The sequence below is a fragment of the Pseudoduganella rivuli genome (assembly GCF_009674485.1).
Lineage (GTDB): Bacteria > Pseudomonadota > Gammaproteobacteria > Burkholderiales > Burkholderiaceae_D > Rugamonas > Rugamonas rivuli_B.
The window spans coordinates 85,827-107,413 of sequence record NZ_WKJJ01000008.1 but is presented as its reverse complement, the minus strand read 5'-3'; the positions used below and the strand labels follow the sequence as shown (position 1 = coordinate 107,413).

13 protein-coding genes are annotated in these 21,587 nt (G+C 64.8%); 9 read left to right on the top strand and 4 right to left on the bottom strand.

Annotated features, from left to right (window positions below):
* Window positions 1-59: 59 nt before the first annotated feature.
* Window positions 60-701 carry a head GIN domain-containing protein gene (locus GJ700_RS14015; protein ID WP_154374797.1) on the bottom strand — a complete coding sequence of 214 codons (642 nt, stop codon included), beginning with the start codon at window positions 699-701 and terminating at the stop codon, window positions 60-62.
* Between the two features lie 271 nt (window positions 702-972).
* Here GJ700_RS14015 and GJ700_RS14010 point away from each other — a divergent pair, with 271 nt between their 5' ends.
* Both GJ700_RS14010 and GJ700_RS14005 read left to right on the top strand, forming a co-directional pair.
* The gene (locus GJ700_RS14010) at window positions 973-2,535 is read left to right on the top strand and encodes a ShlB/FhaC/HecB family hemolysin secretion/activation protein (protein WP_154374795.1); all 1,563 of its coding nucleotides are present in this window, start codon (window positions 973-975) and stop codon (window positions 2,533-2,535) included.
* A gap of 11 nt (window positions 2,536-2,546) precedes the next feature.
* Window positions 2,547-10,085, top strand: coding sequence for a caspase family protein (locus GJ700_RS14005; RefSeq protein WP_154374793.1), 7,539 nt, complete (start codon window positions 2,547-2,549; stop codon window positions 10,083-10,085).
* Window positions 10,086-10,143: 58 nt separating this feature from the next.
* Here the strand turns inward: GJ700_RS14005 and GJ700_RS14000 are convergent, their stop codons facing one another.
* Window positions 10,144-11,148, bottom strand: coding sequence for a hypothetical protein (locus GJ700_RS14000; RefSeq protein WP_154374791.1), 1,005 nt, complete (start codon window positions 11,146-11,148; stop codon window positions 10,144-10,146).
* A gap of 334 nt (window positions 11,149-11,482) precedes the next feature.
* Between GJ700_RS14000 and GJ700_RS13995 the strand changes: the two genes are divergently transcribed.
* Window positions 11,483-14,053 (top strand): TonB-dependent receptor plug domain-containing protein, encoded by a 2,571-nt coding sequence (locus tag GJ700_RS13995; RefSeq protein WP_229506998.1) that lies wholly within the window; start codon window positions 11,483-11,485, stop codon window positions 14,051-14,053.
* A 70-nt stretch (window positions 14,054-14,123) separates the two neighbouring features.
* On the opposite strand, the gene GJ700_RS13990 is transcribed toward GJ700_RS13995, so the two are convergent.
* Entirely contained in the window at window positions 14,124-15,731 is a 1,608-nt protein-coding gene (locus tag GJ700_RS13990; protein WP_154374789.1) for a GGDEF domain-containing protein, read from the bottom strand.
* A gap of 130 nt (window positions 15,732-15,861) precedes the next feature.
* Between GJ700_RS13990 and GJ700_RS13985 the strand changes: the two genes are divergently transcribed.
* Both GJ700_RS13985 and GJ700_RS13980 read left to right on the top strand, forming a co-directional pair.
* Window positions 15,862-16,725, top strand: coding sequence for a GNAT family N-acetyltransferase (locus GJ700_RS13985; RefSeq protein WP_229506997.1), 864 nt, complete (start codon window positions 15,862-15,864; stop codon window positions 16,723-16,725).
* 94 nt (window positions 16,726-16,819) lie between these two features.
* Entirely contained in the window at window positions 16,820-17,332 is a 513-nt protein-coding gene (locus GJ700_RS13980; RefSeq protein WP_154374787.1) for a YgjV family protein, read from the top strand.
* On the opposite strand, the gene GJ700_RS13975 is transcribed toward GJ700_RS13980, so the two are convergent.
* Complete coding sequence (locus GJ700_RS13975) at window positions 17,329-18,162, bottom strand: substrate-binding periplasmic protein (RefSeq protein WP_154374785.1); 834 nt, start codon at window positions 18,160-18,162, stop codon at window positions 17,329-17,331. The genes GJ700_RS13980 and GJ700_RS13975 overlap by 4 nt on opposite strands.
* A gap of 132 nt (window positions 18,163-18,294) precedes the next feature.
* Here GJ700_RS13975 and GJ700_RS13970 point away from each other — a divergent pair, with 132 nt between their 5' ends.
* From GJ700_RS13970 to GJ700_RS13955, 4 genes are read left to right on the top strand one after another with little or no spacing between them, the layout of a single operon-like run.
* Window positions 18,295-18,873, top strand: coding sequence for an RNA polymerase sigma factor (locus GJ700_RS13970; RefSeq protein ID WP_154374783.1), 579 nt, complete (start codon window positions 18,295-18,297; stop codon window positions 18,871-18,873).
* Window positions 18,870-19,565: a zf-HC2 domain-containing protein gene (locus GJ700_RS13965; protein ID WP_154374781.1), complete on the top strand. Its 696-nt coding sequence runs from the start codon at window positions 18,870-18,872 to the stop codon at window positions 19,563-19,565. Before GJ700_RS13970 ends, GJ700_RS13965 begins: the two co-directional genes overlap by 4 nt.
* Window positions 19,562-20,854, top strand: coding sequence for a S8 family peptidase (locus GJ700_RS13960; RefSeq protein ID WP_371867951.1), 1,293 nt, complete (start codon window positions 19,562-19,564; stop codon window positions 20,852-20,854). Before GJ700_RS13965 ends, GJ700_RS13960 begins: the two co-directional genes overlap by 4 nt.
* A 3-nt stretch (window positions 20,855-20,857) precedes the next feature.
* Window positions 20,858-21,574: a TorF family putative porin gene (locus tag GJ700_RS13955; protein ID WP_154374779.1), complete on the top strand. Its 717-nt coding sequence runs from the start codon at window positions 20,858-20,860 to the stop codon at window positions 21,572-21,574.
* Window positions 21,575-21,587 lie beyond the last annotated feature (13 nt).

Below are 21,587 nucleotides of genomic sequence, written 5' to 3'. Positions count from 1 at the left end.
GTAACGTGGCGGATGCGGCGGCGCGTTATGGCGCGCCCGCCGTCCGCCCAGGCCATCCGTCAGTCGCCGGCATTCACGCTGCCGATGCCGTTGACAGTCTTGTTGACGGTGCGCGGCTTGCCGTAATAATTCAGGCTGCCCATGCCGTTCACTACGGCGTTCAGCGTATCCCTGGCCGTGACCTTGATGCTGCCCAGGCCATTGAAATTCACGTCGGCGCGTTCCGCTTCCAGCCCCTTGGTATTGACTTCGCCCACGCCTTCCGCGCGCATGCGCAGCAGCGCCACCTTGCCGCTGGCGGTGAAGCTGCCGGCGCCCTGGTAGCTGACGTCGAGGCGTTCGCCCTGGATGTTTTTCAGGATGGTTTCGCCGGCGCCCTCGCCGATGAATTTCACCAGCGTCGGCATCGTCACCGTGATGCGGGGATCGCCTTTCAATGTCAGCGGTCCTTTATCCTTGATGAAGATTTTCAGTTCGCCGTTGACCACTTCGGTCTGCACGCGGCTGATGAATTCCTTGCCGCCGGAAACCGTGACGCTTTGCGTCTTGCCCCCTTCCACGGTGATGCTGAGCGGACCGCGGCTGTCGATGGCCGTGAACGGTTGCAGCGGGCGTACCTGCTGCTCGTCGGCGCGGGCCGGGGCGGTGACGGCGGTTGCCGTGGTGGCGGTCAGTGCTGCAAGAATCAGGAAACGGCGCATGTCGATCGTCCTTATGTGATGGCTCAAGAATTTGATGTGGCGATTGTAGGAGCGCGTTCTTGAGAATTGTTAAATTTGCGATGAACTGCAGTTATCCCATCCTGAGCTGTCGCAAACTTCCATTTGCCGGAATGACGTATGTCTACAACAAAACCAAAGCGTTTTCGGGACGTTTCATCCTGATCGGGCTTTTGTAACGAAATGTTTTATTTACATGCCATTTGTCCAATGCTAGCTTGGGAGCAACTTGCTATAGCTTGGGAGACGCTTGATGACGATGTCCCGGATGGCCGGCTTGATGCCGGTAATATTCGCCTGCCAGGCTGCCCTGGCCCAATCCCCCGCATTTGATATTTCCACGTTCAACATAGAAGGCGCGACCCTGGTCGATGCCGCCCGCCTGCAGGCGGTGGCGGCGCCGTTTGCGGGAGCGGGTAAAGGCATGGACGGCGTCCATGCCGCCACCGCCGCGATCCGGGAAGCCTATGCATCGGCGGGATACCCGATCGTGCAAGTGTATGCGCCGGCCCAGGAACTGCGCGGCGGCGCCGTCACGTTGCGCGTGGTGGAAGGCAAAGTGGCGAAAGTCGCCGTGGCGGGGCAACGCGCCTATACCGAGCAAAATGTGCGGGCCAGCCTGCCGCCGTTGCGGGAAGGCGTGAACCCGAATACCAATGCGGTGGCGGCGGCCGTGCTGCTGGCCAATGACAATCCCGCGCGCCAGGTCTCGGTGAATTTTTCGCCGGGATCACAGCCGGGCGACGTCGATGCGCGCATCGATGTGGCCGAGGACAAGGTCAGCAAGACCAGCGTGTCGCTGGACAATGCCGGTGCGCGCACCACGGGCCGCGCCCGCGTGGCGCTGGGCTACCAGCACGCGAACCTGTTTGGCCGCGACCATGTGCTGAACCTGCAGGCAATGGCGGGCGTGGAGCACCCGGGCAAGGGCGCCAGCCTGACGGCGGCCTACCGCATGCCGTTTTATGAACAGCGCCTGTCGCTGGACTTGATTGCCGCCTACTCGGACAGCAAGAGCGACACCACGTCGATTGCCGGTCCGCTGTTCTTCAGCGGCAAAGGTGTGTATGCCGGCATGCGCCTGAACCAGGCCTTGCCCAGCCGCGGCGATTACCGCCAGAAGCTGGTGTACGGGATCGACTACAAGGACTTCAACAACAGTTGCCGCATCGGCGCGATCGCGCTGGACCGCTGCGGCACCATCACCAGCGTACCGGTCAGCATCACTTACCTGGGGCAGGCCGTGGGAGCGCGCTTCCAGGCCGGGGCAAGCCTGGGTTATTACCGCAATATTCCAGGCGGCAGCCATGGCGGGCAGGCTGAATATGGCACGCGGCCCCGCAACTGGCAGGCGCTGCGCGGCAGCGCCTTTGTCGGCGTCTCCATGGGCGACTGGCAATGGCGCGGCACCGTCAACGGCCAGGCCAGCAGCGATGCGCTGATCCCCAGCGAACAATTCGGTATCGGCGGCGCTGCATCGGTGCGGGGCTATGACGAACGCACGTCGGCCGGCGACAAAGGCATCACGGGCAGCCTGGAACTGTACACGCCGGAACTGGCGGGCGGCCAGCAAGGGCGCCACGCGTTGCGGGGACTGGTGTTCTACGACGCCGGCTATGTGCATAACACCGACGCCACGCCGCCGGCCGCCAAGCACTTGTCCAGCGTTGGCGCGGGCCTGCGCTACGGCTTCGGCAAGGAGGTGGCGTTGCGCTGCGATGTCGGCTTTGCGCAGACCGCGGTGGGAGCAGGCAGCGTAGCGGCGCGTGAGCGCCACGATGCCTTTGCGCACGTCAACTTCGTCTATTCGTTCTAAGGGGACCGGACATGCCGCGCCTTGCTTACCTGACTGCTCAAATCCGTGCCGCTTACCACGCCACCCGCGGTGTTTCCCTGGTGGTGCTGCCGCTGCTGTTGCCCGCGACGTTGCCACAATCCGCGCAAGCCGCGCCGGTCGACCCGGTGGTGCGCGCCGGCACGGCGACATTCGCCATCAACGGCAACGTCTACACCGTGACCAATGCGCCCAACACCATCATCGACTGGCGCCAGTTCAATGTGGCCAACGGCGAATTGCTGCGCTTCCTGCAGCAAAATCCCCAGTCCGTGGTGCTGAACCGCGTGACCGGCGCCGACCCCAGCCAGCTGTTTGGCACGCTGCAATCGAACGGCCGTGTCATCCTGGTCAACCCGAACGGTGTGCTGTTCGGACCGAATGCCAATGTCGACGTGGCCGGGCTGATCGCCTCCACGCTGAACCTGTCCGATGCGGACTTCCTGGCCGGCCGCATGGCCTTCAATGGCGCCGGCGGCGTGCTGCAAAACCAGGGGCGCATCACCACGCCGCTGGGCGGCAGCGTATTCCTGATTGGCGGCGATGTCACCAACAGCGGCGTGATCACGGCGCCGGGCGGACGCATCCTGCTGGCGGCGGGGCAATCCGTCAGCCTGGCCGATGCCGGCACGCCAGGGGTGTCGGTAACGCTGAAGGCGGATGGCAACAAGGCGTTGAACCTGGGCGAACTGCATGCGCAGGGCGGCAGCATCGACCTGTATGGCGCGCTGGTCGATCACCAGGGCATCGCGCGCGCCGACAGCGCGGCGGTCGATGCGCACGGCAACGTGGTGCTGAAAGCCACGCAGGCCGCCACCGTGTCCGGCGCCATCAGCGCGGCCAATACGGCAGGCGCTGGCGGTTCCGTGCAAGTGCTGGGCGACAGCGTTGCCTTGGGCGGCAGCGCGCGCATCGATGCGTCGGGCCAGCAAGGCGGCGGCACGGTGCTGGTGGGCGGCGACCTGAAAGGCGCCAATCCCGCCATTCCCAACGCACGTACGGCCACGGTGGCGGCGGGCGCGCAGATCGACGCCAGCGCCACCGGCAATGGCGATGGCGGCAAGGTCGTCGTATGGTCCAACGACAAGACGGACTTTGCGGGCAGCATTGCCGCACGGGGCGGTGCGCTGGGCGGCAATGGCGGGCAGGTGGAAACGTCGGGCAAGCAACTGTCGTTTGACCAGGGTTCCGTGAATACGCTGGCGCCGAAAGGGATAACCGGTAACTGGCTGCTGGATCCGGCCGTGTTCTGCTTCTATGCGAGCAGCGCCAGCGAGTGCACGGGCGCGGCGGCGGCGGGGGCGACCAGTTTCAACACGCTGGGCAACATCCTGGTGTCGACCGGCGGCACTCTGCAGGCCACCGACTTCATCACGTTCCTGCCCAGTGGCGGCAACGTGGCGGTCGGCACGTCGATTCCCGCCGGGATCACGATGAACGTGCTGGCGCCGTATATCCAGGTCGGCAATGGCAGCAATATCAATACCCGGGTGGTGGGCTTGCGTCTGGAAGCGTCGAATGCCTTCGGCACCACCACGCAGACCGGCGTGGGCGGCGCCAACCTGACGGGCACGATCGACATCGGCGGGGATTTGACGTCGAACGCCAGCCAGACTTTGATCAGTACCGGCGGCAATATCAACATGGTCCACGGAGGCACCGCTTTTACCGCGCTGCGCATGACTTCCGCGACGGGAACCCAGTCGCTCAGCACGACCGGCCAATTGTTGCTGGAGGCGGGCAGCGGCAACGATGCGGCGGGACGTGCGCGCCAGACCGCGCTGTTCTCCGACGGCGCGCAAACCATTAGCGCCAGCCAGTTGATACTGCGTGCCGGTAACAGCGCCGGCGCGGCGGGCAACCATACGGAAATCAGCGCCAAGGGTAATCAAACCATTACTGCCACGGACATCACGCTGAATGCGGGCGCCTCCGGCTGGGCCATCATTTCCGATAACGCCGCCGGCGCCACGCAGACCGTCAAGGCGGACCGCATCGCGATGACCGGCGGCAGCGCTGGAACGGACAACCGCACGGTCATCATTGCCACGGGTAATAACGCGGTGCAGGACATTACCGCCAACGTCAGCCTGGATATCACGGGCGGCGCGGGCGGCGTGCGTAACCTCGCCATCATCAAGAGCGAAGGCGTCGACGCCGGCGCCACGTCGACACAAAAAATCACGGCGGGCGCCATCAAGGTGACGGGCGGTGGCGGGGCCAACGAAAACTATGCGACGATTTATACGCCGAATGTGCAGAGCGTGACTGCCGGGTCGATTGCCATTACCGGCGGGAACAGTGGCACGGCCACCACCGGTTCAGCCCCGTATGCTTCGATTTCGGCCGACTCGGGGCAAACCGTCAAAGTCACGGGCGCCTTGTCCCTGACGGGGGGCGCGGGAGAGCTGGGCAGCAGTGCTGACCTGTACAGCGGCGGCAATCAGGCCATTGCCGCGGGAACGCTGAGCATTACAGGCGGGGCGTCGGGCAAGAGTAACAGCTCCAATGTTTCGATCTTCGGCAATTCCAATGTCACCCAGAGCATCACGGCAAACAGCATCGTGCTGCAAGGCGGCAGCGGCACCGACAACTTTGCCGGGATTCATGCGGACGGCGCGAACATCACGCAAACCGTGACGGCAAACACGTTGACGATAAAAGGCGGCGGGGGCACGGCCAGCGGCAACTGGGCGCACTTGTGGTTCAACGACACCTCCGGCGCGAACAAGGGCAAGCAAACCATCACGGCCGGCGCCATCGCATTGACGGGTGGCAGTGGCGGCACGGACCAGAACGCCATGATCGGCGGCAACGCCGACCAGAAAGTCACCGCCGACGCCATCACGCTCACGGGCGGTACGGGTGTGAATGCCGGGGGCGTGATCGGCTCGGAAGGCAACCAGGCGATTGTCGTCAAGAATGCGCTGACCATGACGGCGGGCGCCAATGACGGTGCGGAAGCGCGCATAGGCGGCAGCGGAACAGTCGATGTTTCTGCGGACACGATCACGCTGCAAGGCGGCTCGGCAGGGACCAACAGCGTCGCGCAAATCAATGCGGTCAACAATGTCACCATCAATGTCAGCAACGCTTTCAACCTGACGGGCGGCGCGGGGGGAACCAATAATGCCGCCAACACGGCATCATCGGCCAACCTGACCATCAATGCCGGATCGCTGGCGATGACGGCCGGCGCCACCGGCAGCGGCAACGGCGCCAATTTGAACAGCGGCGCGGCAATGACCGTGAAGGTGAAGAATGCATTCAACCTGACCGCCGGCGCCGGCGGCACCGGCAACTCGGCCGCGCTGGGCAGTGCGGGTAACCAGACGCTGGAAGCGGGTGCACTATCCATTACGGGCGGTTCCGGCGGCTCGGCCAATCACGCCAATATTTCCATCAATGGCGGCACCGATACGGTGCAAAAAGTCACGGCGGGCGCCGTGACGTTGCAAGGTGGTACTGGCGGCACGGACAATATCGCCGGCCTTCATGCGAATGGCACGCGGGTGACGCAAGACATTACCGCCACCGGAAGCCTGAACATGACTGCAGGTAACGGCGCCGGCAACTGGGCGCACGTCGCCGCCGGCTACCAGGATGCCACGCCATCCACGCAACGCATCAACGCGGCCGCCATCAACCTGACTGGCACCACCGGCACCGCCGCCAATTCGGCAGCCAATGCGCTGCTGCTGAATTACGGGGTACAGGAAATCAAGGGCGGTTCGCTGACCTTGGCCGGCCGCCTGTCGTCGGCGTCGGTGCAAAACAGCCGTGCAGGTGGAACGCAGAGTATCGACTTGACCGGTGCGATGGCGCTGACCGGCGGGCAGGGCAACAACGCTTCCGCTTTCGTCACCGCCAATGGCGCCCAGAGTATCGGTGCGGACAGCATCACGCTGGCCGGCGGCAGCAGCGGCACCACCAACATGGCATACATCAGCAGCTCGGGAGACCAGGCCCTCGGCGCCAACCGTGTGTCGCTGACGGGGGGCGGTGGCCAGCAAAACCAGGCCGGCATTTTCGGCGGCGTTGGCAAGCAAACCATCACGATCAAGGGTGGCGGCTCGCTGGCGCTGCAGGGCGGCTCGGGCGACGCGTTGCCCGCGACGGGGCGGCCTGCCACATCCTACTGCGGCGGCTGCAAGCTCAGCTCCAATGGCGCCTTGATCATCAACAATGGCGGCAGCCAGGTGGTTGACTTCGTTTCCGGCGGTACGCTGACGCTGACGGGTGGCACGCGCGGCAGCGATAATGCCGCGCTCCTCATCGGCAGCATGGACAACGGCGGCACGCAGACCGTCACCAGTTCCGGCGGCGCTGCCAATTACCCCGTCATCACACTGACGGGCGGCAGCGGCAGCGGCTTTTACAACCCCGCCGATGGCGCCAATGTCGGCAACGTGGCGGCGCTGGGCGCTTTTGACAGCAGTACGCCGTCCGTTGCGGCCAACGGCCTGAAAACCATCAACGCCAAATCCATCACGCTCAACGGCGGCGGCGCCGCCAACGAACGGGGCGGCGCCTTGCTGGCGGCTGGTAATGGCAACAGTATCGTCAACGTCACCGGCGACCTGGTGATGAATGGTGGCAGCAGCAGCCTGGCTTACGTGAAATCGACTAATCCAGCCCAGGCCTATTGGCTCGATTTCGGTTCGCTGGCCGGGATTGCCGCGCGCGGCAATGTCGACCTGAAAGTTGGCGGCAATCTGGTCATCCATGGCGGCACGGGCAGTACCTCTCCGGCCGGCATCCTGCTGACCAGCGGCGGCAAGCTCACCGCCGACATTCATGGGGCAACCCGCATGGATGCAGGGGCGTCGGTGGCCGGCATCGGGACCGGGGTGCTGAGCGGCGACACGATGCCGCAGGCCGGATCGGCCGGCCTCGAACTTGGTACGGCCGACAGCTTCACCACGTCGACCTTCGCCGCCTCCGGTAAATACTTTGCACTGGAAGGCGCCATTAACGTCGTCGGCTCCAGCCCGGATGCCCAACTGGTCGGCAGCTACAGCGGCGGCACCATCAATGGCCCCGGCTGGCGCGCGCTGGGCGCGAAACCCATCGTGGCGGAAGTGTATGCCAGCGACGGCATCGACGTGTCCGACAACGCGGCAATCAATACGCCGAACGGCACCTGGATCGCCGTACTGGGCAAGAACGCGGCGGCGTCGGTCGGTACGCAGCAGAACACGCTGACCTACAACGCGCTGGCGTCGCATGGCTACCAGTGGACGCCGGAAGCCTATAACAGCAGCAATGCGCAGGACTTCCGTTTCATCCTGCCGGATAACTCGCCGATCGTTGAAACGCATGCGGATGAAGCCATTGCGCAGGCGGCTTGCACGGCCAACCCTGCGCTGTGCGTGACGCCGCCGATTGCCGCCGCCACGCCGGCCAGCGCGGTCGCCCCGGTGGTGATCGACGTGAAACTGACGGGCGGTGTCGATGAGACCCCGTTGTCGGCTTCGCTGGCGCAAAACAAGCCGGAAACGCCGCCAGCCGCAGCGGCCCCTGAAGCCAAAGTGCAGGGACCGCGCGTGGCCGCGCGCGAACGCGAAGCTGCCCGTGCGGACGAACAAAAGAAATCCACCGCCGACCTGAAGCGCGAAGCACGCGAAGCCAATACGCAGGCGAAAGCCAGCCAGGACGCCGCGCGCAAGGCCGCGCTGGCCGCGCAGAAAGAAGCTGCCGAAGCGAAGCGGCTCGCCGCCGCCGCCGCGAAGACCGAAGCGCAGGCGGTGCGCGCGACGGCGGCAGTGGGCGCCGCGGAAGGCGATTTGCGCGCGGCGGAAGCCGATGCGCGTGACGCCCGCGCCGCGCTCGGCGCGGCAACGACACCGGCACTGAAAAACCAGGCCCAGTTGCGCCTGGCGACGGCGGAAGCCGCCCGTGCGGGCGCGGAAGCGAAACTGGCCGATGCGCGCGCCAAACGCGCCGAACTGGGCGCCCAGGGCAGCGAGGCAGGGGCGCGCAGCGCGCAGGCCGATGCCGTGGTGCTCGATGCGCGGTCCCGCGAAGCGGCCGCCGAGGCGAAACTGGCCGACCTGGCGCACAAGGAAGCGCTGGTGCGCGCCCGCGAAGCCAAGGATCCGGTCAGCCGGGCGGCGGCGGAACGCCTGGCGGACGACAAGCGCATCGAAGCCACGCAGCACGCTGCGGAAAGCGATGTCCGAAAATCGTTTGCCGACGACTTGCGCTTCGCGGCCGAGCAGGGCAAGGCGCAGGCGGATGCCCGCCAGGCGCAAGCCCAGGCTGCGCAAGCCTTGGCGCAAGCGCGCCGCGATGAAGTGCGGTTGCAACGCGCGGTGGCCCGTGCGCGCCAGGAAGAGGTGCTGGCGGGCGGTAAAGGCGGAGCAGGACGCACGGCGCAGGGCGGCAAGGAAGTCGCGGAAAAACTGGTGGCGACGGAAACCAGGCGGGTCGAAGCGAGCCAGTCCGCCGCCAACGCCAAGGCGCAGGCAGCGGAAGCCAAGCAGCGCAAGGCGGACGAGGGCATGGCCGAAGTGGCGCGGCGCGATGCCACCCGCCGCGACCGGGCCGTGAAAGCGTTCGTGGCGGGCGCCAACGCGTCGATGACCGCCAGCCAACTGGCGGGGCTGGCCGCCTTGCGCCATGAATACAAGGGCGTGCTGTTCAAGGATGCATTGAAGGTCCTGGAGCAGAATGGCCGCGCGGCGGACTTGCCGGCCTGCGGCGGCAATATCAGCAATACCTGCATGCCGAGCTTTGCCCAGGCCCGCATGGAGTGGCCGACGGCGCGGCCGCTGGTGCGCAAGCCGGTCGCCGCATCCCTGCCGCAAATCGAACGCAAGGTGGCCATCGTTATCGGCATCAACGACTATGCCGACAAGCGCATCCCGCAGCTCGACACGGCCGTGCCGGATGCGGACGCGGTGGCGAAACAGCTTGAAACATCGATGGGCTATGAAACCCGCGTGCTGCGCAATGCCACCAAGGCCGAGATCGTGGCGGCGCTGCAAGGGGTGGCGCGCGAGCTGGATCCGAACGACAGCCTGGTCGTGTATTACGCCGGCCACGGCTACCTGCGGCCCGTGGCCAAAGGCCCGGCGCAAGGCTACTGGATTCCGGCCGATGGCGCGGTCAGCAATCCTGCGAACTGGATGTCGAATTCGGACGTGTCGAAACTGCTGGCCAATATTCCCGCCAAACAGGTGATGCTGGTGTCGGACAGCTGCTATTCGGGCGCCTTCAGCCGCGAACAGAAGGTGGCGGCCAGCGGCGACCCATCAGCGATCCTGGCGCGCCGCTCGGTGGTGGTGATGTCGTCCGGCGGTGAAGAGCCGGTGTCCGACGAAGGTGTCGAAGGCCACTCGATCTTTGCGTGGAGCCTGATGCAAAGCATGAAGAAAGTGGGCCAGGTCGAGCCGGGCAGCCGCGTCTTCGATGCCACGCGCGAGCAGGTGACGGCGGCGTATCCGCAAGTGCCGCAGTATGGCGCGGCGGTGTCGGCGGGCCACGCGGCAGGCGGCGATTACCTGTTCGAGACGCGTACGTACAAGTAAAAAAACGGCTTGCCACCTGTGTGGCAAGCCGGCTTGTCCCTGCGTTTGAGTGTGGCGATTATTTCAGGTTGATGGTGATCGCCCTTGGCGCGCAGGTCGACGAATACTGGTACGTCAGGTTCACGCCGCCGGCGAGGCCCGACTGTGCAGACAGCGCCTGCGAAATCGACGCATTGCCGGCGCCGCAGGAGCCTGCCGCAATGCCGTTGATGCAGTAGTTGAAGTTGACCGGCACGGTCAGCCCGTTGGCGGAGACGGAGCCCTGCACGGCGATGCCGCAGGTGCCGGTGCCGCCGCCCACGCCGGTGCCGCTGATGTTGAATGCCGAGCCGTCCAGGCTGAACGAAATGTTCGGGAACATCGCCACATAGGCGTTGTTATACGCGCTGACGAACTTGGTCCACTGGTCGGTATTGAACGACGCTGCCGTGACGCTGGCCAAGGTTGCGCTGTTGGCTTGCAGGTATTTCGACAACCCGGCCAGGGCGCGGCCGTAATCGTTGATGTTGGCGCCGCTGACGGTGGGCATGGTCGATGTCAGGCTGCCGTTCAGCTTGAACAATTTGGCCACGTTGGCGGCCTGCGTATTGAACGCGGCGGCGGTAATGGCGGTGCTGGCGCTGGAGAATGCGTTGGCATAGGCCATGGTGGTCAGCGGCGTCACCATGGCGGTCGAATTGCCTGGTGCGACGGCAACCACGGCGCGCAGCGGCGTCGACAACTGGGTCGACTGATTGGTCGCCTCGTCGGTATAGGTGCCGCCGGTGGCTTCGACGATGACGTCGCCAGTGAAGGTGATGCTGACCGTATAAGCGCCGCTCGCGTCCGTGGTGCCGGTGCCGAGGGTGGCGCCGTTGGCGGCATTCTTGATGGTCACCGTCGCGCCCGACACATTCCCTTTGACGATGGAACCGGTGACCACCGATGCGGCGGTCGTGGTGGTGGTCGTGGTGGTGGTGGTCGTCGCGGGAGCGGGGGTGGAGGGGCCGTCGGAACTGCCGCAGGATGCGAGCAGGACAACAACGGAAATGGTGGAAATGCGGGATATCTTTCTCGAAAGCATCGCTATCCTCCCTGTATTGGCGTCTATTTTTGTACGGACAGATTTATTGCATCCGTTCATTTGTTGTAGCACCCGTATTGCCCCCTTTCAAGACAAACAATCTTTTTCTCAGTTTGCGTTGCGAAACGACCAAAGGTAGGCTGCGTGTGGCGTCAATACCACTTGCATTGAAAATTGAAATCTGCCCTACGTAACAAAATGGCACGAAAGTGTTGTTTTTTATACACCCATAACTCTAAAGCATGGATGTATAGACGGATTGCATATATTTTCTTGGCTTGCATGCAAGGAAGTACCCGGACCAGCCTGTCGTCAACAGAAGAGAGATAAGTACATGATGAAGAAGAAAAGTATTCCACTTGCAGTAATGATGCTGTGCGCAAGCCAGTTCGCATTCGCCCAATCCGGCGATGCGGCATCGCCCCAGTCGGTCGATCCATCGGCATCGGGCGCGCCACAGGAAGACATCCAGAAGGTCGTCATCGTTTCCACCGGTAGCCGCGGCTCGCAGCGCACCATGATCGACACCCCGGTGCCGGTCGATATCCTGGGTGCGCGTGAGCTGACCAAGACCGGCCAGGTTTCTCTCGACAAGTCGATGCAGTTCCGTGTGCCATCCTTTAACACCGTGCAAACGCCGGTCAACGACGCCACGTCGCTGCTGGACCCGTACGAAATCCGTAACATGGGTCCTAGCCGCGTGCTGGTCCTGATCAACGGCAAGCGCAAGAACGCCAGCTCGCTGATTTACACGCAAACGTCGCCAGGCCGCGGCGAAAGCGGTTCCGACATTTCCGCCATTCCGGCCGACGCCATCAAGCGTATCGAAGTGCTGCGCGACGGCGCATCCGCGCAATACGGTTCCGACGCGATTGCCGGCGTGGTCAACATCATCCTGAAAGACAATCCTGAAGGCGGTTCCGTCACGGCGCGTGCCGGCATCACGCACGAAAAAGACGGCAAGATGGGCGGCCTGTCGCTGAACCAGGGCGTGCCGCTGGGCGACCGCGGCTTCGTCAACTACACGCTGGACGTGTCGACCGTCGGCCTGTCCAATCGTCCCGGCGTGGTGAACGCGCGTGGCGAAGCAGGCGACTTCGGCGCCAGCCTGGCCCAGGTCCAGGCATTCCTGGCGCAGAAACCGGACGCCGGCAACATCAATGGTTCGCCGAAGACCAAGGCCGAAAAGGCGCTGATCAACAGCCGTTATGAAATCGCCGATGGCACCAGCATCTACGGCAATGCCGCGTATGTGCACAAGAAGGTCGACAGCTATGCGAACTACCGGACCCCGTACTGGCGCCCGACCGACTACGGCCTGCTGCACAAGGCAGGTACGCCTTACGTGGGCTACGTGCCGACCTTCATCGGTACGCTGGACGACTACAACGCGACTGGCGGCATCAAGCTCGACCTGAATGGCTGGAACACCGATGTCAGCCTGACCTATGGCGGCAACGAGCAGAAATACCACGTTGGCAATTCCATCAACCGTGGCATGGAAAACGCCGTACTGGCCGGCACCAGCACCGAGCATTCGCCGACCGAGTTCAACGCGGGCGGCGTGAAGTTCGAACACTTCGTGCTGAACGGCGATATCTCGAAGCAGATCACGTCGGACGTGTCGGTGTATGCCGGCACCGAGATGCGCCATGAAAAATTTGAAGTCGTGGCCGGCGACCGCGCGTCGTACATCCTGGGCGGCGCCGATTCGTTTGCCGGCAACGCGCCTGAAAACTCGTTCCCGTCGTCGCGCTCGAACTATGGCGTGTATGGCGGCGCCACGTGGGACATCACCAAGCAGTGGCTGATCGACGGCACCGGCCGCTACGAAAAGTACACCGACTTCGGCAGCGCGTTCGTGTGGAAAGGTTCGACCCGCTTCAAGGTTTCCGATACCGTGACCCTGCGCGGATCGGCGTCGACCGGCTTCCGCGCACCGTCGCTGGCGCAAACGTTCACGCAGAAGGCGCAGTACTCGTTCGTGCCGGGTTCGGGCATCCAGGTGTCGGGCCTGGTGAACAACGTGTCGCCGCAAGCGGCTGCGCTGCAAGTGCCGAAACTGCGTGCGGAAAAGTCCAACAACATCACGCTGGGCCTGGGCCTGAAGCCGGACAGCGATACGTCCATCACGGTCGACTACTACAACATCAAGGTCAAGGACCGTATCGTGCTGGGCAAGGAAATTGTCCCGACCGGCGATCCGACGCAACAGCTGGACAAGGAACTGGCCAAGGCCGGTATCGTCTCGGTCAGCTTCTTCGTCAACGCGCTGACCAGCAAGACCGAAGGTCTGGACTACGTGCTGTCGCGTAAGAACATTCCTGCGCTGGGCGGCAAGATGACCTTGAACCTGTCCGGTAACTATGCGCTGAAGAACGAACGCGACGGTGCGGTCAACAATCCGCTGCTGATTGCCAATGCGGGCCAGTCCGTGCTGGACGAAACGCAGGAAGCACTGATGTTCACGTCGCGTCCGAAGTACAAGACCATCCTGGGCGTGGACCTGGACTACAAGGACGTGAACTTCTCGCTGAACAACACCGTGTTCGGCCCGACCCGCTTCCGCAACGCCGGTATGGACCGCAACCTGGAAGTCGCGTTCAAGACCAAGACCGTGACCGACTTCGCGATGAACTACAACCTGACGCCAAGCACGACCCTGTCGTTCAACGTCAACAACCTGTTCAACGTGACGCCGCAGTGGCACTTCAAGGCGCTCAATTCCGCCGGCCAGGCCATTATCGACGACAAGAAACTCGACGCGTCGTATGGCCTGACGCCGATCGAAATCCAGCGCAACCTGGTGACCTTCAACGGCCGCTACTCGATGGTGACCTACGACGGTTCGCAATTCAGCCAGCTGGGCCGCACCTTTGCCGCGTCGCTGAACTACCGCTTCTGATCCGCGTTCAGCGGAACGCAGCATGAAGACCGCCCCTCCAAGGGGCGGTTTTTTTTTCGTCGGCCTGGCATCAGGCCGCACCGGGACGCGCCGCCACGCACGTCCTGCCTTTCCCCTGCGTCTTGGCGCAATACATGGCCTGATCGGCCAGCTCCAGCAATTCCGTGCGGCTTTCACTGTGGGCTGGATACATGGCGATGCCGACGCTGGCATTGACGTGGTATTCGTGGCCGGCCAGGCGCAATGCCTGCGCCAGGCGCTGCCGTACCTGCGCCATGCATTCAATGGCCGCCAGTTCCGACGTATCCGGCAAGACCGCGACGAATTCATCGCCGCCCCAGCGCGCCACCACGTCGCTGTTGCGCAGGGACTGGCGCAGCCGCGACGCGATTTCCCGCAGCACGTGGTCGCCGGCCGCATGGCCCAGCGCATCGTTGATGGGTTTGAAGCCATCGAGGTCGATGAAACACACGGCCACCTGCTGGCGCTGGCGGCGCGCCGTGGCGATAGCCTGCAGCATCAATTCATCGAGCAAGAGCCGGTTCGGCAAATGCGTCAGCGGGTCGAAGTGCGCCAGGCGCCGCACTTCGCGCAGCGCCGCTTCCCGCTCCGCCGTGGTGCGCTGCAATTGCCGGTACAGCCGGTGATACGTCATGGCCAGCGCCGCTGCCGCCAGCAGCAGCACGCTGATGCCCGCCAGCGTGTAATACAGCGGGCGCGGATCGGTGCGCGGCGGTTCGGGATCGTACAGCATGCCGTCCAGCGGGATGCTGCGTTTGACCATGCCCAGCTTGAGGTAGGTGTCGGCGATATGCTGCCAGCGGCCCGGGTTCATGTGACCCAGCGGTACCAGTGTCGGCAGCACCAGCTTGGAGATTTCCTGCGCTTCGTAACGCAAGTGCTCGACCGACAAGTCGGGCGCATATTTGTCGTGGATCAGCTTGACGATCTCGTCCTGGTGATCGAGCGCATACTGCCAACCCTTCAGCGTGGCGGCGCGGAAAGCGCGCACCCGCTCCGGATGCTGCCGGATCTGTTCCTGGCTGGTGAACAGCACTTCGCTGTAAAAATCCACGCCATACTGGCGCGGGCTGATCACGTTATAACGAATGCCCCGCGCCCGCAGCAAATCCGGCTCGTTGCTGATATAGCCGTTGAAGGCGTCCGCCTTGCCTTCGAGCAGGTCATCGATCCGGTAACTGGTCATTTGCAGGTCCAGTTGATCCAGCGGGATGCCTTCGTATAGGAATACGGCCAGCAATTCCGCGTTTTCCGGCGGGGGCAACGCCATCAGCCGCTTGCCCATCAAGTCGGCGGGACGCGTCAAATTTCCCGTCGTGATCCACACACTGGGCGACGATTGCAGGATCGCGGCCAGCGCCACCACCGGCTTGCCTTCGATATACGCTTGCGCCAGTCCCGCGTTGGTGACGCCAAAATCCGCTTCGCCCTTCAATACCCGTGTGATGGCGGGGGCGACGTTGTTGCCGGGGATGAGTTCCACATCCAGCCCCGCTTCGCGGTAATAGCCTTGCTGCACCGCGGCGTAATAGCCGGCGAACTGGAACTGGTGCGTCCAGCGCAACTGCATGCGGACATGGTCGAGCGGCGGCTCGGCATGGGCGCTGCCGCCACATGTCAGCAGCAGGGCAAGCGCGAGGCGGCGTAGCTTGTTCATGGTTGCATGAGGATAGGTAATCCAGTGTGCGGCCAGTCAGCCATTGTGACAAGCCGGTTGTGGACTTCGGGCAACAATTGACAGCCTGGCGCCTGGGCCGTAGCGTGCAGACAGGGGAACAGGAGGGGACATGGACATTCAGACGATGAGCAAGGACGAACTGTGCATGGTGCTGGACTGGGCGGCGGCCGAAGGCTGGAATCCCGGCCTGCACGATGCGGACAGCTTTTATGCGGCCGATCCGGACGGCTACCTGCTGGCGCGCGTGGACGGTGTCCCGGCGGCCAGCATCTTTGCCGTGCGCTATGGCGCGCGCTTCGGCTTTATCGGCGGCTATATCGCGTTGCCGCCGTTCCGTGGCCAGGGACACGGCATGGCGGTGTGGCAGGCCGGCATGGCGCGCCTGGCGGGACGGACCGTAGGCCTGGACGGCGTGCCGGCGCAGCAGGGCAATTACGCGAAGTCCGGATTCGTGCTGGCGCACCGCAATGTGCGGTATGAAGGGCGGGGGCGCGGCATGTCGGGCGATTCCGGCGGCCCCGGCACACATGGCGCGCACGGCGGCGTGGTGCCGCTGGCGGCGATCGGCGCCGATGAAGTGGTGCGCTATGACCAGCCGTTCTTTGCCGATGACCGGGGCCGGTTCATCCGCCACTGGATTACGCAGCCAGGCAGCGTGGCGCTGGGCATTGCCGCCGCCGGCCGCCTGGCCGGCTATGCGGTGCTGCGGCCATGCCGTTCCGGCTACAAGGTGGGGCCGCTGTTTGCCGACACACCGGCGCAGGCGCACGCCTTGTTCGATGCGCTGCTGGCCCATGCGCCGGCCGGCAGCCCGGTTTACCTGGATGTGCCGGAGCCGAACCGGGAAGCGCTGGCGCTGGCGCGCAGCTACGGCATGCAACCCTGCTTCGAAACCGCGCGCATGTACACCGGCGCCGCGCCGGCGCTGGACCTGGCGCGCACCTATGGCATCACGACCTTCGAGCTGGGCTGAGCGCGGGATCAGTGAGCCTGCCGCCAGCAGTGTCGTACGATGACTGCTATGATGGCGGGTTCCGGCAGCGTCCTGCCCGTCACTTTGCATTCCCATGGCTATCGATTGGTTTTCCCCGGCGCAGTGCGTCGGTTATGTCGCGTTTGTTTTTGGCGTTGGCTCGTTCATGCAGACGGACGACCGCCGCTTCAAGCTGTTCATGGCTGCGGAATGCCTGGCGTATGTGATTCATTTCAGTTTGCTGGGCAACCCGACGGCCGTGGCCAGTTCGTCGGTATCGCTGCTGCGCTCGATCGTGGCGCTGCGGACCCGCCAGCCGTGGGTGGCGGCGGTGTTTATCGCCACCAGTATTGCGCTGGGGCTGACCCTCGCCAGGCAGCCGGCCGACTGGCTGCCGCTGGTGGCGTCGTGCCTGGGGTCGTATTCGTTGTTCCGCCTGCAGGGTATTCCCATGCGGCTGATGATGTTGTGCGGCACCCTGCTGTGGGTGGCCAACAATATCGTGTCCGGCTCGATCGGCGGCACGGCGCTGGAGCTGGTGATCGCCGTCGTCAACCTCACCACCATCGCGCGCATGGTGCGCCGGGAGCGGGCCGCCGCCGTTTAGCGCCGCCGGGACGTCCCGGCCAGCGCGCGCGCCGTGGCGTCGCCCACGTAACGGCGATAGATCGCCAGGACGGTGCCATCCCGGACCATCGCGCGCAGCGCATTGCCGAGCGCATCCTGTTCGGCCACCGACAGTTTATTGCGCGATAAGTAAGCGCCCACTTGCATCGCCGGCGATTCCGGAACGGCGACGATTTCACTGCTGGCCACAATGCCGAATTCATTCCGCAGCCGCGCCGACACCATTTCCGGCGCCAGCGTGCCGGCCGCGCGGCCGGCGGCGATTTTGCGGAACGCCATTTCAAAATCCGTGACTTCTTCCAGCCGGTGCAGTTTGCGCAAGCGCTCCAGCTGGCGCAGCACTTCCGGTGCATAAAACGCACCACGCACGATATTCAGCGTACCCGTGCCCCGCTCGACGAAATCGGCCAGGCTCAGCATCCGGCGCGCCGGGCGGGACGCCAGCACCAGGTCGAACCGCGACATGGCATATGGAACGAAGATGCCGTGGCGGTCGCGTTCATCCGAGCGGGCCGCACTGGCCGCCACGTCCAGCAGACCCGATTCAAATTCCACAAACAGCCGTGAACGGGGATAGAGCGTCAGTTCGATGGCGCAACCGCTGCGGCGCGCCGCTTCGCGCAGCACGTCGACGGCGGCGCCGCGCGCTTCTTCATGATCGAGGTAACCGGAATAACCCAGCTCGCTGATGCCGGCGCGCACGGGATCCGGGCACGTTGCCGCCATGGCGGCGCCATCCATCAGCAGGCAGGCAAGCAGCGGCGGCAGGATGCGGCGCATGGTGGCATCGGGAGAGTGGCGACAAGCCATTGTGTCGTGCCGTACGGCATGTTGTCCATAAGCATGTGAGGAACATTGCACCGGTCAGCGTTAAAATTGTGCGGCGCTATTGAACCTTTCTGCGCTGAACGGGTATTGACGGCGACAAGGGAGAATTGCTGCATGCGGAAAAGCTGGGGAGCGGGAAGTCCGGAGGCCGGAGACGGCGACGCGCGGCTGGTCGCGTGCGTCGGCCGGGGGGACCGTCACGCTTTTCAGGAACTGTACCGTGTATATTTTCCCCGGCTGGCGCGTTTCCTGGGCCGCATGACGCGCAATGTGCCGCTGATGGAAGAAATCATCAACGACACGATGCTGGTGGTGTGGCAAAAGGCCCTGACGTATGACGGCAGCAGCAAGGTGTCGACGTGGATTTTCGGCATCGCTTACCGCCAGGCGCTGAAAGCGCTGCGCGGCCTGGATGAACCGGTGGAATCCACAGTGGAACAGCAGGGCGGGCCGGAGTTCGAACCGGACCATGCGCTGGCCGGCAAACAATTGCAGCAGGGCGTCAGCGCCGCGCTGAACGCCTTGCCGCTGGAGCAGCGCATGGTGGTCAGCCTCACTTATTTTCACGACATGGCGTACCAGGAAATTGCCGACACCATGGGATGCCCCGTCAATACGGTCAAGACGCGCATGTTCCACGCGCGCCAGCGATTGAAAGCCATGCTGTCACGCCATATGGAAGCAACAGAATGAACCCGCAACCATTGTCCAACGAACAAGAGCACCTGGCGGTGCAGCAGCTATTGCCGTGGTATGCGGCGGGTACGCTGTCCGCCGGTGAACATGCCATGGTGGGCCGGCACCTCGAGACGTGCGCCGCCTGCCGCGCCGATGTGGCGCTGGAGCGCCGCGTGATCGCGGCCGAACCGGCGTTGCCGGACGGGCTGGACGCCGAGGCGGCGCTGGCGCGGCTGATGCCGCGGCTCGATGGCGCCGCGCAGGAAGCCGCGCCGTCAGCCATGCGATCCCAAGCGGCGAGTGCGGCGGCGCCGCTGGCGCTGCGCAACTGGTGGCGGCGCGTGACGGATGTGTTTGACGGCGGTGGCTGGCGCAACTGGGCGCTGGCCGCGCAGTTTGCCGTCATCATCGGCCTCGGTGTGTCGCTGGCGCCGGCCGGTGGCAGCCTTGACCCCGCCTACCGGGCGCTGGGCAGCGGCACGGCGGCCGCGCCGGACGTGGTGGTGATGTTCCAGCCGGATGCGCGCCTCGAGCACGTGCAGCAATTGCTGCAGGCGTCCGGCGGCCGCATCGTCGACGGCCCCACCGTGGCCGGCGCGTATCTGGTCGACGTGGACACGGCGCACCGGGCGCAATTGCTGGCGGCGCTGCGCGCCGATCCCGCCGTGCGGCTGGCCGAGCCGCTGGGCGCGGGAGCGAAGCCGTGAACTCCGTGGCCGCGGCAGGGCCGCTGCTGGCCGCCGGCCTGGCCGCGTGGCTCTTTTCCGGGGTGGCGGTGGCGCAAACGGCATCCCCCGTTCCGCCAAGTGCACCGGTTGTTCCGGCCGTGCAGCCGGAGGAACAGGCTTCACGCGACATCCTCGTCATGCTGCATTTGCCCGCGCCGCACTTCCGCCCGGACGGCTACCACGGCGCGACTTACCGCGACGACGCCGCACGTGCGGCGCGCCGCCGCATTGCCGAGGCGCTGGCGCGCGAACACGGGCTGGCGCTGGTGGAAGACTGGGCCATGCCCGCGCTGAATGTCGATTGCTACCGCATGCAACTGGCGCCGGGACAATCCAGCGCCCCGGTGCTGGAAGCGCTGGCGCATGACGCCCGTGTGAAATGGGCGCAGCCCGTGCAAAGCTATTCGGCGCAGGCGGGCAGCGATCCGCTGTATCCCGTGCAGCCGGCCGCGCAGCCATGGCAACTGACGGAAGTGCGTAAAGTCGCCACGGGACGCAAAGTGCTGGTGGCGGTGGTCGACAGCGGCATCGAAACCGACCATCCGGACCTGGCGGGGCAGGTGGCGATCAAGGAAAACTTTGTCGATGGCCAGCGCTATGCCAGTGAAACCCATGGCACCGCGGTCGCGGGGGTGATCGCCGCCCATGCGGGCAACGGCGTCGGCATCGAAGGCGTGGCGCCCGGCGCGCGGCTGATGGCGCTGCGCGCATGCTGGCAGTCGCCCGATGGCGCCACCCGCTGCAACAGTTTTACGCTGGGGAAGGCGCTGAATTACGCGCTGCTGCATGGCGCGCAAGTGATCAACATGAGCTTGTCCGGCCCGGATGACCGCCTGCTGCAGCAATTGATCGACGTGGCCCGCGCACGGGGCATACGGGTGGTGGGCGCGTTCGATCCCACGCGCACCGACGGCGGTTTTCCCGCGTCGTATCCGGGCGTGTTCGCGGTGGCGGCGGAAGGCGCCATGCCGCACGCAGGTAATGTCCTGGCGGCGCCGGGCCGCGACATTCCGACCACGATGACGGGCGCGCGCTGGGGTATGGTATCGGGCTCCTCCTATGCAGCCGCACATGTCTCTGGCATGATGGCCGTGCTGAGTGAGCTGAAACCGCGCATGCCGCTGACCGAGTTGCGCGACAGCCTGGTGACAGGCGCCACCAGTCTCGATTTATGCGCGACCGTCACGCGCTTCACCGGAAAATGTACATGCGGATGCACGCCTGCCAACACTTCTACCAGCGCTGCAAACTACGTGCGCACGCCATAGCGTATGGCTGACGCGCGCGCATGCCTGTGCGCCATCCTCCTGTTGAGCAGTTCCGCCGCGCATGCCCAGCTGAGCGGCAGCGCCGGCATTGTCTCGGATTATTTGTACCGGGGGATCAGCCTCAGCTCCGGCAAGGCCGCGCCGCGCCTGGCCGTCAACTACGATGGCGCGGATGGCTGGTACGCGGGCGGACAGGTGATTTCCGCCCAGCTTAGCGGCGCCACCGGCCGCAGTGCGCAGTGGCTCGGGTATGCGGGCTATGCGCGGCAACTGGCGTCCGGCGTGAGCTGGGAAGCCGGCGTGTCGCGCTATGCCTTTCCGCAGCGGCCGGGCTGGCATTTCAATGAAGTGACGGGCGGCGTGGCGCTGGACAATGTCAGCGCCCGCCTTTCCTATGCGCCCGATTACCTCGGCCTCGGCACCCGCACCTGGTATGGTGAAGTCAATGGCGGCAAGGACTTGCCCGATGTTTCCCATTTACCCGGTATGCGGCTGCGCGCATTCTGGCATATCGGTTACCTGGGTTCCGTGCATGCGGCGCCGGGCGCCATGATCGGCCGCCATGACGTGCGGCTGGGCGTGCAGGGCGGATGGAATGACTGGCGCGCCGAACTGTCGTTCGATGCGGCGCGCAAGCGCAAGACCGGCGGCGTGTATGACTACGGCGGCGACCCCCGCACCACGCACGAAGTGGTGCTCGGCATCAGCCGCATGTTTTAGCGGAACACCAGGT